This window comes from Mycobacterium sp. NGS16 (assembly GCF_059813225.1).
The window spans coordinates 800,415-812,992 of record NZ_JCALEE010000001.1; the positions used below are offsets into that span (position 1 = coordinate 800,415).

Consider the following 12,578-nt stretch of genomic DNA (forward strand, 5'->3'; position numbering starts at 1 on the left):
ACCATGACAGAAGCTGAGCCGGCCCGAACGTCGAGCATCTACCTGGCCGCCGCCGAGGGCGGCACCGGCAAGTCCGCGATCGCGCTGGGCCTGCTGCACGTGTTGGCCGCCTCGTCGGCGCGGGTCGGGGTGTTCCGCCCGATCGTGCGCTCGCTCGATGAGCCCGACGCCCAACTCGAGCTACTGCTGGCGCATGCCACCGCAAAGATCGACGACCGCGGCAGCTGCTGCGGCGTGACCTACCAGCAGGTCTACGCCGACCGGGAAGCCGCGCTGGGTGAGATCGTCGCGCGCTTCCACGAGGTGGCGCGCCAGTGCGACACGGTACTGGTGGTCGGAAGCGACTACACCGATGTCGTCAATCCGAGCGAGTTGACCTTCAACGCCCGCGTCGCGGTGAACCTCGGGGCGCCGCTGGTGTTGGCCATCAACGGTCACCGCCGCGACGCGCAAGCCATCGGCGAGATCACCGCACGCTGCCTCGCCGAAGCGGCTGCCGTACACGCGCACCCCGCCGCGGTGATCGCCAACCGCTGCGACCCGGACCGGCTGGCGGACGTCACCGCGGCCCTGGCCGGTATCGGCGGTGACATTCCGGCGTTCGCGGTTCCGGAGGTGGCCCTGCTGGCCGCCCCCACGATGGCCGAACTCTGCACGGCACTGGACGGCACCGTCTACAGCGGTGACCCTGAGCTGCTGCGCCGCGAGGCCCTCAGCGTCATGGTCGGCGGGATGACCGCCGAGAACATCCTGGAGCGGCTAACCGACGGACAGGTGGTGATCGTGCCGGCCGACCGCTCCGACGTGCTGCTGGCGCTGGTGAACGCCCATGAGGCACAGGGCTTCCCGTCTCTGGCCGGGATCATTCTCAACGGCGGCCTGCTGCCGCACCCGGCGATCGACAAACTGGTCAAGGGGCTGCGGCCCACCCTGCCGCTGATCGCCACCGGCCACCGCACCTACGACACCGCCGAACTGGTGTCGCACACCGGCTCGCGGATCACCGTCGACGCGCTGCGCAAAATCGACACCGCACTGGCGGTGATGGCCGCCCACATCGACGGCGCCGAATTGGCCGAACGGATCCGGGTGCCGGCGTCGACGGTGGTGACCCCACAGATGTTCGAGTACCGGCTGCTCGAGCGCGCCCGCTCCGACCGCCGCCACATCGTGCTCCCCGAAGCGACCGATGACCGGGTCCTGTTGGCGGCCGGTCGATTACTGTCCCGCGGCATCGTCGACCTGACCTTGCTCGGCGTGGAAGACGCGGTGCGCCGGCGCGGCGCCGAACTCGGGGTGGACTTGGCGGCGGCCCAAGTCGTCGACCCGGCCAACAGCGGCCTGCTGGAATCGTTCGGCGCCGAATACGCCCGACTGCGCGCCCACAAGGGGATGACCGAGGAACGCGCCCGCGAAATCATGCGCGACATCTCCTATTTCGGCACCATGATGGTGCACCTGGGGATCGCCGACGGCATGGTGTCGGGCGCCGCCCACACCACCGCGCACACCATCCGCCCGGCGTTCGAGATCATCCGGACCGCGCCCGGGGTGTCGACGGTCTCCAGTGTCTTTCTGATGTGCCTATCCGACCGGGTGCTGGCGTTCGGCGATTGCGCGGTGGTACCCGACCCGACCGTCGAGCAACTCGCCGACATCGCGATCTCCTCGGCGGCCACCGCGGCCGCGTTCGGCATCGGTCCCCGGGTGGCGCTGCTGTCGTATTCGACCGGTGAATCCGGGGCCGGGGCGGGCGTGGACAAGGTGCGTGCCGCAACGCAATTGGTGCATCAGCGCCGGCCCGATCTGCTCGCCGACGGGCCGATCCAATACGACGCCGCGGTCGACGAACAGGTGGCGGCGGCCAAAATGCCGGACTCGGCGGTGGCCGGGCGGGCCACCGTGCTGGTGTTCCCGGACCTCAACACCGGCAACAACACCTACAAGGCGGTGCAGCGCAGCGCCGGTGCGGTGGCGATCGGGCCGGTGCTCCAGGGATTGGCCAAACCGGTCAACGACTTGTCCCGCGGCGCACTGGTCGACGACATCGTCTACACGGTCGCGATCACCGCGATCCAGGCGCAGGAGGCGGCTCAGTGACCGTCGGCGGCACCGGGCTGGTGTTGGTGCTCAACTCCGGCTCCTCGTCGATCAAGTTCCAGGTGGTCGATCCGGGGGCCGGCACCGCGGTGGTCTCGGGACTGGTCGAACAGATCGGTGAGCCGGAGGGGGCGATACCCGATCACGCCGCCGGCCTGCGCCTGATTCACCGCCGGCTCGTCGAGTCCGGCGTTGACCTCGGCGCGGTCCGGGCAGTCGGGCATCGGGTGGTGCACGGCGGCACCAAGTTTCACACGCCGACGCTGATCACCGACGCGGTGCTGGCTGAGATCGAGCGGCTCGCCGAGCTGGCGCCACTGCACAACCCGCCCAACGCGATCGGCATCGAGGTGGCGCGCGCCGACTTCCCGGATGTGCCGCACGTGGCGGTGTTCGACACCGGTTTTTTCCATTCGCTGCCGCCGGCCGCCGCCACCTATGCGATTGACCGCGAGGTGGCACGCGACCACGGGATCCGCCGGTATGGGTTTCACGGCACCTCGCACGAGTACGTCTCCGGCCAAGTGGCGGTGCTGCTGGACGCCGACCCCGGCGCGCTCAACACGATCGTGCTGCACCTGGGCAACGGCGCATCGGCGTCGGCGGTACGCGGCGGGGTGGCGGTGGAGACCTCCATGGGGCTGACCCCGTTGGAGGGTCTGGTGATGGGGACCCGCTGCGGCGACATCGATCCGGGCGTGCTGATGCACCTGCGGCGCACCGCCGGGATGGGGGTGGAACAGCTCGACGAACTGCTCAACCGGCGCTCCGGGCTCAAGGGAATGTGCGGGATCAACGACTTCCGGGAGCTGCTCGAACGCATCGACGAGGGTTCGGCACCGGCAAAGCTGGCCTACGACGTCTACATCCACCGGCTGCGAAAATACGTCGGCGCCTACCTGGCGGTGCTCGGCCGTGTCGACGCGATCGCCTTCACCGCGGGGGTGGGGGAGAACGTCGCCGCGGTGCGCGAGGACACGCTGGCCGGCCTGGACGGACTGGGCATCGTCGTCGACCCCGAACGCAACCGCACCGGCAAGGGCGCCCGGGTCATCTCCGCCGACGGCTCGCGCACCACCGTGCTGGTGGTCCCCACCAACGAGGAGCTCGCGATCGCCCGCGCCGCATGGGAATTCGTGTAACGGCCATGCGCCAGGATCCGGATGCGACCGTGCCGCTGTGGTGGGCGGCGCAGCTGTTCCGCTTGCTCAGTTGCCTCTACGCCCTCGGCTTTCAGATCGCGATCAACGACGACCTGACCCGGCCCGGGATGGCCTGGCTGCTGTTCGCGGTGCTGATCGCCTGGAGCATCGCGTGCGCGATCGCCTACCTGCGCGGCTTCGGCCGGCGCCCGGGCTGGGTGATCGCCGAGTTGGTCGTCGTGGTGGCGCTGATGCTGACCACCGAACTGGTCGCCTCCCGGTCCTGGGCGCTGGACAACCAGACCTGGCCGACGACGCTGTGGGCCAGCAACGCGGTCATCTCGGCGGCCCTGCAGTTCGGTCCGGCCGGCGGCCTGCCCGCCGCGGTGGTGATCACTGCCGCCAGCGCGTTCGTGAAGGGCTATGTGAGCCTGAACTTCGGCCGCAACGCCACGGTGATCGTCGAATTGGCGCTCGCGCTGGCGGTGGGCATGGCCGCCCAGACGGCCCGTCGCGCGCACGACGAGCTGCAACGCGCGGCCCGGCTCACCGCGGCCACCGAGGAACGCGAACGGCTGTCTCGCCACGTCCACGACGGCGCCATTCAGGTGCTGGCGTTGGTCGCTCGCCGCGGCCGGGAGATCGGCGGCGGCGCAGCGGAGTTGGCGGAACTGGCCGGCGAGCAGGAGCGCGCGCTGCGGCGGCTGGTGAGTTCGGCGGAGTTCGCCCTGGAAACCGCCGCCGACACCATCGATCTGCGGGCCCTGCTGAGCCGCCGCGGGGACGACCGGGTGTCGATCAGCCTGCCCGCCACCCCGGTGATGCTGCGCCGCGGCGTGGCGGCCGAACTCGACGCGGCGGTCGGCAATGCGCTGGACAACGTAGGCCGCCACGCCGGCGACGGCGCCCGGGCCTTCGTGCTCTGCGAGGACCTGGGCGAGGCCGTGACCGTCAGCGTGCGCGACGACGGGGTGGGCATCGCCGCCGGCCGATTGGCAGAGGCGGTCCGCCAAGGCCGCATCGGGGTCTCGAAGTCGATCGTGGGCCGGCTGGCGGCGCTGGGCGGCAGCGCCGTGCTGCACACCGAGGTCGGGGAGGGAACCGAATGGGAACTGAACATCCCACGGTGATGGTCGTCGACGACCATCCGATCTGGCGGGACGCGGTGGCCCGCGACCTGGCCGAGGCGGGCTTCACCGTGGTCGCCACCGCTGACGGGGTGGCCACCGCGCGCCGCCGGGCCGAGGTGGTCAGACCCGATGTGGTGGTGATGGACATGCGACTGGCCGACGGCGACGGTGTGGCGGCCACGACCGCGGTGCTGCAGGCCTGCCCGTCGACGCGAGTCTTGGTGCTGTCGGCCTCCGACGAGCGCGACGACGTGCTGCAGGCCGTCAAAGCCGGCGCCACCGGATACCTGGTCAAAAGCGCCTCGCGCGACGAGCTCACCGCCGCGGTGCAGGCCACGGCCGCCGGGCGGGCGGTGTTCACCCCCGGCCTGGCCGGGCTGGTGCTGGGCGAATACCGTCGGCTGTCGCGCAGCCGGGACTGCGGGCCGGCGACTCCGGCGCTGACCGAGCGGGAGACCGAGGTGCTGCGCTATGTGGCAAAAGGGCTGTCCGCCAAGCAGATCGCGGCGAAGCTGTCGTTGAGCCACCGCACCGTGGAGAACCACGTGCAGGCGACGTTTCGCAAGCTGCAGGTCGCCAACCGGGTGGAGCTCACCCGGTATGCCATCGAGCACGGTCTGGACCAATAGCCGCCCAGATCAGGTAGTCCTACTCATCCGCGCGGCCCGGGAAACCGGCATCGTCACAGCCATGACCGAATCACGTGCCACGACCCTGCCGCTGGGTTTCCCCGGACCCGCCGAACTGGCCGCCGCGACACCGCCCGAACGCGACCGCGCCGTCGACGTCATGCGGATTACCGCGCTGATCGGCGTGGTGACCGGCCACACCGTGATGGCCACCAGCGTCATCCGCGACGGCGTACTGATCTGGGACAACCTGCTCACCACCTCGACGGCGTTGCAGGCGCTGACCTGGATCTTCCAGATCATGCCGCTGTTCTTCTTCGCCGGCGCCGCGGCGTGTGTGACCTCGTGGCGACCCGATGCCGACTGGGGCGCCTGGCTGATGAAACGTTGCCTGCGACTGTTCCGTCCGGTCTTCTACTACCTGGCGTTCTGGGCCTGCGCCCTGACCGTGCTGCACCCGGTGTTGCCCCGGCACGTCTACGAACCGGTGGCCGGGGTCAGCATCCAGCTGCTGTGGTTCCTCGGCGCCTACGTGCTGGTGTTGGCCGCGATGCCGCTGCTCTACCGGGTGACCACCCCGGCGCGCCTGGCCGCGGGGGTGGCCGGCATCTACGCCGGCATCGCCGTCGTCGATGTGCTCCGGGTACATTGGCCGGCGCTGGCGCCGCTGGGCTATCTCAACCTCGCCGTCTGGCTCATTCCCGCGATGTTCGGGGTGGCCTACCGGCGCGGGCTGTTGGCCCGGCGGGCGCCGCTGGCCGTGGCGGCGGCGCTGCTGGCGGTCAACGTGGGGCTGCTGTGGTTCGGCCCCTACCAGCCGAGCATGGTCGGCACCGGAGCCGATCGGCTCTCCAACACCAGCCCGCCCTCGCTGCTGCTGGCCGGGCACGCGATCGTCATGAGCGCCCTGGCGATCTGGGCGGCACCGGCGATCACCCGGTGGGCGCAGCGCCCACGGGTGTGGTGGCTGACCGCGATCGGCAACTCCGGGGCGATGACGCTGTACCTGTGGCACATTCCGGTGCTGCTGGGCGTGCATCTGCTCTTCGACGGCCTGGGCCTGCCGCGGTATCCGGGCCTGCCGCACTTCGTGGCGTTGAGCGTGGTGCAGCTGCTGGCGGTGGCCGCGGCGGTGGCGGTGGCGTTCGTGGTGCTGCGGCCCCTGGAGAACACCCCACTGCCGGGTTGGGACGCCCCGGTAGCGGTGGCGCCGGGCCGCAGCGCGGCCGTGGGCGCACTGATGATGGTGGCCGGGGCGGCGACGCTGGTCGGCATCAAGTGGGGGCTCAAGGACGACGGGCTGATCTGTGTCGCGGTGCTGCTGACCGCACTGGTGGGCGCCCGGGTGCTGGCTAGTCAGCCCTCGGCGTGCCGGCGAGACAGCCAGCTGATCAGCCGCCCGACCAGGATCAGCAACAGCACGAAGACGATCAGCAGAAACGCCGCGTTATAGGACAGGTCGCGGGCCGACTTCGACGGCAGGTTGTAGAACGTCCAGATCGGATAGGTCAGGTAGCCGACCGGGGAGTGGGTGAGTTCGCCCGTCGGCGCGGTGTTGGACCAGCCCGCGGTGTAGAGCATCGGTGCCGTCTCGCCGATCGCCAGCGCCAGCGCCACCAGCATTCCCGTGACGATCCCCGGGGTCGCCGATTTCAGCACGATCTTGCGCAGCGTCCAGCCGACCGGCAGGCCGAGTGCCTCGGCGCCCTCCCGGTAGGACGTCGGAACCTGACCGAGCGCAGACTCGGTGGCCTTGGTGATGTAGGGGATGGACAGCACCGACAGCGTCAGCACCCCGGCGGCCAGGGAGAACCCCCACCCGAAGAACACCACCAGCGCCAGGTAACCGACATAGCCCAGCACGATCGATGGGATGCCGGCCAGCACTTCGTAGGCGCCGCGCAGGATGGACTTCGTTCTGCCGTGGGCGAATTCGGACAGATACAAGCCGGTGAGCACGCTGACGGTGCCGCCCACCAGCAACACCCCGAGCCCCAGCACCGCGGTGCCGATGATCGCGTTGCGCAGACCGCCGCCGTTGCCGCGGGTGTTGTCGGTCAGTACATGCCAGTCGAACACCGGCAGGGCGCGCCCGACGACCTCGATCAGCATCCACAGCGTCGGCACCACCACCACCGCCAGGCAGAGCGCGCAACCCGACCAGAACGCGACGTTGACGATCTTGCGGCTGTTCATCGCTAGACTCCCCGGCCCACCGGCAGCGCGGTCCCCGACACCCGGCGCACCAGGATGCGCGCGGCGATATTGGTGAGCAGCGTGATCACCATCAGCACCAGACTTGCCTCGGCCAGTGTCTTCACCGCAAAGTCGGTGAAGTCCGTCATCGCCGAATCAAGCTGGGAGACAACGGTGGCGGCGATCGTGGTCATGGTGGAGTAGATGGTGGTCGGCATGGTGCCCAGCACGGCGCCGGAGACCATCGCCACCGCCATCGTCTCGCCGAGCGCCCGCCCGAGCCCCAGCACGATCGCCCCGACGATGCCGCTGGACACCCACGGCAGCGTGACCCGGCGGGCGCATTCGAAGTCAGTCATCCCCAACGCGAGTGCGCCCTCGCGGGGCAGCAGCGGCACCTGCCGGATCAGGTCGCGACTGGTGCTGGCGATGATCGGAATGACCATCACCGCCAGCACCAGCCCGGACACCAGCAGTCCTTCCCCGTGACCTGGGTCGCCGCGAAAGTAGCGCAGCAGCGGCACATCCGGGGCGTTATGGGCGATCACCGGCGCGACGTGATGAGCGATGAACGGCCCGAACGTCATGGCGCCCCAGAGTCCGACGATGACGCTGGGGATTCCGGCCAGCAGTTCCAGCACCATCCCGACCGCCGACGCGAGCCCTTTCGGCAGCCGCTCCGCGATCAGCAGGGCCGCCCCGATCGACACCGGAACCGCGATCACCAGAGCGATCGCCGAGGTGGCCAGGGTGCCGACGATCAACGGCAGCGCCCCGTAGTAGGCGCCGGTCGGGTGCTCGACGCCGCGGGTGACCGTCGCCGAACCGTAGGTGTTGCCCGGGTTCCAGTCGGTCGCGGTGAAAAAGTGCACCCCGTTGACGGCGATCGCGGGTAGCGCCTCGATCAGCAGCGTCGCCAGCACGAACAGCAGTGCCAGCAGCGGGATCGCGGCACCCGCCGCGCCCAGCAGGGCGACGGCACGGCCCTGCTGGGCCCCGGAAGGCGCTCCGGTGCGGCCCACAGCCGGCTTTACTCGGCGCTGATCTTGGCGATCTGGGCCTGCGACTGTTTGGCGACGGCGTCGGGCAGCGGCTGGAAGTGCACCTTGTCCAGGAAGGTGGGAGCGTTGCCGTCGGTGATCGCCCAGTGCAGGAAGGCCTGCAGGGTTTGCGCGGTGGCGGCATCCTTTTGGTGGGCGTTGACGATCGCGTACTCGTAGTTGACGATCGGGTAGGCGTCGGGGGCGGGGCCGTTGATCAGCGAGACGGCCTGGTTGTCGGGGGTCTGGTCGGCGAAGCCGGCCGCGGCGGCCTGGATGCTCTTGGCGTCGGGCTGCAGATAGTGGCCGGCCGCGTTGGCCAACTGGGCTTCGCCCAGACCCTTGTCGCGCGCCTGGTCGAGGAAACTGATGCCGATGTAGGCGACGCACCCAGGGGTTTCGGCGCAGCCGGTCACCATGCCGCCGTTGCCGTTCTCGCCCAGCGCCCCGGGCACCGCGGGGAAGTCCACGGTGGTGCCGAAACCGGGGGCTTTGCCCCAGCCGTCGGGGTCTTGTTTGGACAGGTACTGGGTGAACAAGAAGGTGTCGCCGGAGCCGTCGGAGCGGTGCAGTGGCACCACCGGGGTGTCGGGCAGGTTCAGCCCGGGGTTGAGCGCGGTGATCTGTGGGTCGTTCCAGGTTTTCACCGTGCCGGAGTACATGGCGGCCAGCACCTTGCCGTCGAGCTTGATCGCCTCGGTGACACCGGGAAGGTTGTAGTTGATCTGCTGGGCCGAGATGGCCAGCGCGACGTTCATCAGGCCCGGGTGTTCTTTCATGTCGCCCTCGGACAGGTAGGCGTCCGAAGCGCCGATGTCCACCGCACCCGCGGCGGCCTGCGAGATGCCGGTGCCCGAACCGGTGCCCTGCGCGGTGATGGTGACGTTGGGATACTTCTGGTGATACGCCGGGCCCCACTGGTTGAACAACGGGTAGAGCAACGTGCTGCCGGTCTCCGACAACGCCACCTCCGAGGAGGCCGGCGTCGTGGCCACACCGCCCGGATGAGCCGATTCCGATGGCGCCGTGTCGGTTTTCCCACCGCAGGAGGCCGCGGCCAGGATCAGCGGCGCGGTGGCCGACAGGGTCAGCATGCGACTCAGCTTGCTTTGACGGCGAGTTTTCACGGTGACACCCTTTCGTCGTACCTTGCGATTACCTAGGCGTGCTCGGCGGACAACTGCCCCCGGGAGAGGTAGCGGACCGTCTCTTGGTGCTGCGGAGACGAGAACAGTTGTGCGGTCGGGCCTTCCTCGACCAGCCGGCCCTCGAAGAAGAACGCGGTGCGGTCTGCGATCCGCGCGGCCTGGGCCAGATCGTGGGTCACCATGATCACCGTCAGCCGGTCGGTCAGCGACGAGATGAGCTGTTCGATCTTGTCCGTGGTGGTCGGATCCAGTGACGACGTCGGCTCGTCGAGCAGCAGCACGTCGGGGTTGACCGCCAGTGCCCGCGCGGTGCACAGCAGTTGCTGCTGGCCGCCGGAGAGCCGGAACGGGGAGTCTCCGAGGCGGTCCTTGACGGCATCCCAGAGTCCGACCAGCCGCAGCTTCTCTTCCGCAACATCGCGAAACCGGCTGCGCGGCACCATCTTATGGGCACGCGCGCCGGCGACGACGTTGTCCAGGATCGACATCGGGAACGGGTTGGGGCGCTGAAACAGCATGCCGACACTGCGCCGCAGTTCCATCAGATCCCGGTCGCCGAAAATGCTTGCCCCGTCGAGCAGGACGTCGCCGCGGTAGCGGTAGCCGGTGACCTTGTCGTTCATCCGGTTCAGGGTGCGCAGAAACGTCGTTTTGCCCGAACCCGTGGGCCCGAGCAGGGCAGTGATCGCCCGGGCGGGAAACGCCAGATCCACCTCGTCGAGCACGGTTTTGGCGCCGAAACCCAAGGTGAGACCCACAGCGCGCATTGCTGGAGCGCTGGCATTCCCGGTCTCGCTGTCGAGCCTTTCGGGTGGCATCGGCGCTTATGTTACGTCCGGTTCCTGCGGATCGGTTGTCAAAGCCTCAATGAGCGGCGCCGATTTTGGCGATCTGGGCCTGCGACTGTTTGGCGACGGCGTCGGGCAGCGGCTGCAGGTGCACCTTGTCGAGGAAGCTGGGAGAGCTGCCGTCGGTGACGGCCCAGTGCAGGAAGGCCTGCAGCGCTTGGGCGGTGGCTTTATCCCTGGTGGCTTTCGGCGTGACGTTGACGATCGCGTACTCGTAGTTGACGATCGGGTAGGCGTCGGGGGCGGGGCCGTTGATCAGCGAGACGGCCTGGTTGTCGGGGGTCTGGTCGGCGAAGCCGGCCGCGGCGGCCTGGATGCCTTTGGCGTCGGGCAACAGATAGTGGCCGGCCGCGTTGGCCAACTGCGCCGTGCCGAGGCGATGAGCGCGCGCCTCATCCTGCTGGCTGATGCTGACATAGGCGATGCAGCCGGGATTGGCGGCGCAGCCGGTCACCATGGCGCCGTTGCCGTTCTCGCCCAGCGCCCCGGGCACTGCGGGGAAGTCCACGGTGGTGCCGAAACCGGGGGCTTTGCCCCAGCCGTCGGGGTCTTGTTTGGACAGGTACTGGGTGAACAAGAAGGTGTCGCCGGAGCCGTCGGAGCGGTGCAGTGGCACCACCGGGGTGTCGGGCAGGTTCAGCCCGGGGTTGAGCGCGGTGATCTGTGGGTCGTTCCAGGTTTTCACCGTGCCGGAGTACATGGCGGCCAGCACCTTGCCGTCGAGCTTGATCGGCTCGGTGACGCTGGGCAGGTTGTAGTTGATCTGCTGGGCCGAGATGGCCAGCGCGATGTTCATCAGGCCCGGGTGTTGCTTCATGTCGCCCTCGGACAGGTAGGCGTCCGAAGCGCCGATGTCCACCGCACCCGCGGCTACCTGGGCGATACCCGCACCAGACCCGCCGTCCTGAGTGCTGATCGTGACGTGGGGGTGCTGCTGTTGGTAGGCCGGACCCCACTCGCTGAACAACGGGTAGAGCAACGTGCTGCCGGTCTCCGACAACGCCACCGGCATCGCATCGGTGTCGCCGGTGGTGGCCGATCCGCACGCCGCGGCGCCCAGCAGCACTGTGGCGGTGAGCAACCCGGTGAGGCGTGTCCGTCGAGACCGCATCGAGCAATGCTACGTCCCCCTGCTGGGCACCGCGGTAAGGTTTTGAGCTGTGAAACCCGGCCGATGGACCGTGTTGGTGGCGCTGCTCATCGTTGGTGCACTGACGGTTTCGGCATGCGGCGGCCACGCCGGTGATTCCGGTTCGGCGGAAGGCCCGGCGTCATCGGTGGACTGTGGCGGCAAGCAGGAACTGCACGCCAGCGGCTCCACCGCCCAGGAGAACGCCATCGAGCAGTTCGTCTACGCCTACATCCGGGCGTGCCCGGGCCACACCCTGGACTACAACGCCAACGGTTCGGGCGCCGGGGTGGACGAGTTCGTCTCCAACGAAACCGATCTCGCCGGATCAGACGTGGCGCTGGACCCCTCCAAGGGCCAGCCGGAACGCGCTGCTGAGCGGTGCGGTTCACCGGCGTGGGACCTGCCGATCGTGTTCGGCCCGATTGCGGTCACCTATCACATCAGCGGAGTCAACTCCCTGAGCCTGGACGGTCCTACCCTGGCGAAGATCTTCAACGGCACGATCGGCAGCTGGGACAACCCCGCCATCAAGGCGCTCAACGCGGGTGTGCCGCTGCCCTCGACGCCCATCCATGTGGTCTACCGGAGCGACAAGTCGGGAACCACCGCCAATTTCCAAAAGTATCTCGATGGTGCCTCCGATGGCGCGTGGACCGGCGGAACCAGCGAGATGTTCAACGGCGGTGTCGGTGAAGGCGCCGCGGGGAACAACGGCACGTCGGCGGCGCTGCAGAACACCGATGGCTCGATCACCTACAACGAGTGGTCGTTCGCTGTCGGCAAGCAGCTGCCGATGGCGCAGATCATCACGTCGGCGGGGCCGAAGCCGGTCTCGATCTCCGCGGACTCGGTCGGCAAGACGATCGCCGGGGCCAAGTTCGCGTCGCCGGCCGGACAGCCCAATGACCTGGTGCTGGACACGTCGTCGTTCTACAAGCCGACCGAGGCGGGCGCCTATCCGATCGTGCTGGCGACGTACGAGATCGTCTGCTCGAAGTACCCGGACGCCGCCACCGGCGCAGCCGTCAAGGCGTTCATGCAGGCGGCGATCGGCCCCGGCCAGGACGGACTTGACCAGTACGGCTCCATTCCGTTGCCGGATTCCTTCAAATCGAAGCTTCTGGCGGCGGTAAACGCCATTTCGTGACTTCGGGGTGACGCCGGTTAGGCTGGTAGGCAGGTCTTTCGCCGCGGATTCGCGGCACCGGGGTGC

11 protein-coding genes are annotated in these 12,578 nt (G+C 68.9%); 6 read left to right on the forward strand and 5 right to left on the reverse strand.

The annotated features are described in order from the left end of the window. Window positions 1-3 precede the first annotated feature (3 nt). From pta to AC5Y4Q_RS03995, 5 genes are all read left to right on the forward strand, one after another. Window positions 4-2,100, forward strand: coding sequence for a phosphate acetyltransferase (gene pta / locus AC5Y4Q_RS03975; RefSeq protein WP_125224344.1), 2,097 nt, complete (start codon window positions 4-6; stop codon window positions 2,098-2,100). Then, the gene (locus tag AC5Y4Q_RS03980; protein ID WP_125224345.1) at window positions 2,097-3,242 is read left to right on the forward strand and encodes an acetate kinase; all 1,146 of its coding nucleotides are present in this window, start codon (window positions 2,097-2,099) and stop codon (window positions 3,240-3,242) included. Before pta ends, AC5Y4Q_RS03980 begins: the two co-directional genes overlap by 4 nt. Before the next feature lie 5 nt (window positions 3,243-3,247). After that, window positions 3,248-4,372 (forward strand): MacS family sensor histidine kinase, encoded by a 1,125-nt coding sequence (macS, locus tag AC5Y4Q_RS03985; RefSeq protein ID WP_065019124.1) that lies wholly within the window; start codon window positions 3,248-3,250, stop codon window positions 4,370-4,372. Then, window positions 4,348-5,001 (forward strand): response regulator, encoded by a 654-nt coding sequence (locus tag AC5Y4Q_RS03990; protein WP_064921739.1) that lies wholly within the window; start codon window positions 4,348-4,350, stop codon window positions 4,999-5,001. The genes macS and AC5Y4Q_RS03990 overlap by 25 nt, the downstream gene beginning before the upstream one ends. A gap of 61 nt (window positions 5,002-5,062) precedes the next feature. Continuing rightward, window positions 5,063-6,454, forward strand: coding sequence for an acyltransferase family protein (locus AC5Y4Q_RS03995; RefSeq protein ID WP_082952606.1), 1,392 nt, complete (start codon window positions 5,063-5,065; stop codon window positions 6,452-6,454). Here AC5Y4Q_RS03995 and pstA read toward each other — a convergent pair. The 5 genes from pstA to pstS (AC5Y4Q_RS04020) form a co-directional block, all read right to left on the reverse strand. After that, complete coding sequence (pstA, locus tag AC5Y4Q_RS04000) at window positions 6,358-7,197, reverse strand: phosphate ABC transporter permease PstA (RefSeq protein WP_064921738.1); 840 nt, start codon at window positions 7,195-7,197, stop codon at window positions 6,358-6,360. The two genes, AC5Y4Q_RS03995 and pstA, sit on opposite strands and share 97 nt — an antisense overlap. 2 nt (window positions 7,198-7,199) lie before the next feature. Beyond that, entirely contained in the window at window positions 7,200-8,168 is a 969-nt protein-coding gene (pstC, locus tag AC5Y4Q_RS04005) for a phosphate ABC transporter permease subunit PstC (protein WP_419179695.1), read from the reverse strand. Window positions 8,169-8,227: 59 nt separating this feature from the next. Then, a complete protein-coding gene (gene pstS / locus AC5Y4Q_RS04010) occupies window positions 8,228-9,331 on the reverse strand; it encodes a phosphate ABC transporter substrate-binding protein PstS (RefSeq protein WP_065019123.1) in 1,104 nt (367 codons plus the stop codon). 65 nt (window positions 9,332-9,396) lie between these two features. Continuing rightward, entirely contained in the window at window positions 9,397-10,203 is an 807-nt protein-coding gene (locus tag AC5Y4Q_RS04015) for an ATP-binding cassette domain-containing protein (RefSeq protein ID WP_125224346.1), read from the reverse strand. 46 nt (window positions 10,204-10,249) lie between these two features. After that, window positions 10,250-11,344: a phosphate ABC transporter substrate-binding protein PstS gene (gene pstS / locus AC5Y4Q_RS04020; RefSeq protein ID WP_065019122.1), complete on the reverse strand. Its 1,095-nt coding sequence runs from the start codon at window positions 11,342-11,344 to the stop codon at window positions 10,250-10,252. A 49-nt stretch (window positions 11,345-11,393) separates the two neighbouring features. Between pstS (AC5Y4Q_RS04020) and pstS (AC5Y4Q_RS04025) the strand changes: the two genes are divergently transcribed. Further along, window positions 11,394-12,512: a phosphate ABC transporter substrate-binding protein PstS gene (gene pstS, locus AC5Y4Q_RS04025; protein WP_064923793.1), complete on the forward strand. Its 1,119-nt coding sequence runs from the start codon at window positions 11,394-11,396 to the stop codon at window positions 12,510-12,512. Window positions 12,513-12,578: the final 66 nt, after the last annotated feature.

Coding starts and splice junctions, on each gene's coding strand:
- pta (WP_125224344.1), top strand. CDS start 4: ATGACAGAAGCTGAGCCGGCCCGAACGTCGAGCATCTACCTGGCCGCC.
- macS (WP_065019124.1), top strand. CDS start 3,248: ATGCGCCAGGATCCGGATGCGACCGTGCCGCTGTGGTGGGCGGCGCAG.
- AC5Y4Q_RS03990 (WP_064921739.1), top strand. CDS start 4,348: ATGGGAACTGAACATCCCACGGTGATGGTCGTCGACGACCATCCGATC.
- AC5Y4Q_RS03995 (WP_082952606.1), top strand. CDS start 5,063: ATGACCGAATCACGTGCCACGACCCTGCCGCTGGGTTTCCCCGGACCC.
- pstA (WP_064921738.1), bottom strand. CDS start 7,197: ATGAACAGCCGCAAGATCGTCAACGTCGCGTTCTGGTCGGGTTGCGCG.
- pstS (WP_065019123.1), bottom strand. CDS start 9,331: ATGCTGACCCTGTCGGCCACCGCGCCGCTGATCCTGGCCGCGGCCTCC.
- AC5Y4Q_RS04015 (WP_125224346.1), bottom strand. CDS start 10,203: ATGCCACCCGAAAGGCTCGACAGCGAGACCGGGAATGCCAGCGCTCCA.
- pstS (WP_065019122.1), bottom strand. CDS start 11,344: ATGCGGTCTCGACGGACACGCCTCACCGGGTTGCTCACCGCCACAGTG.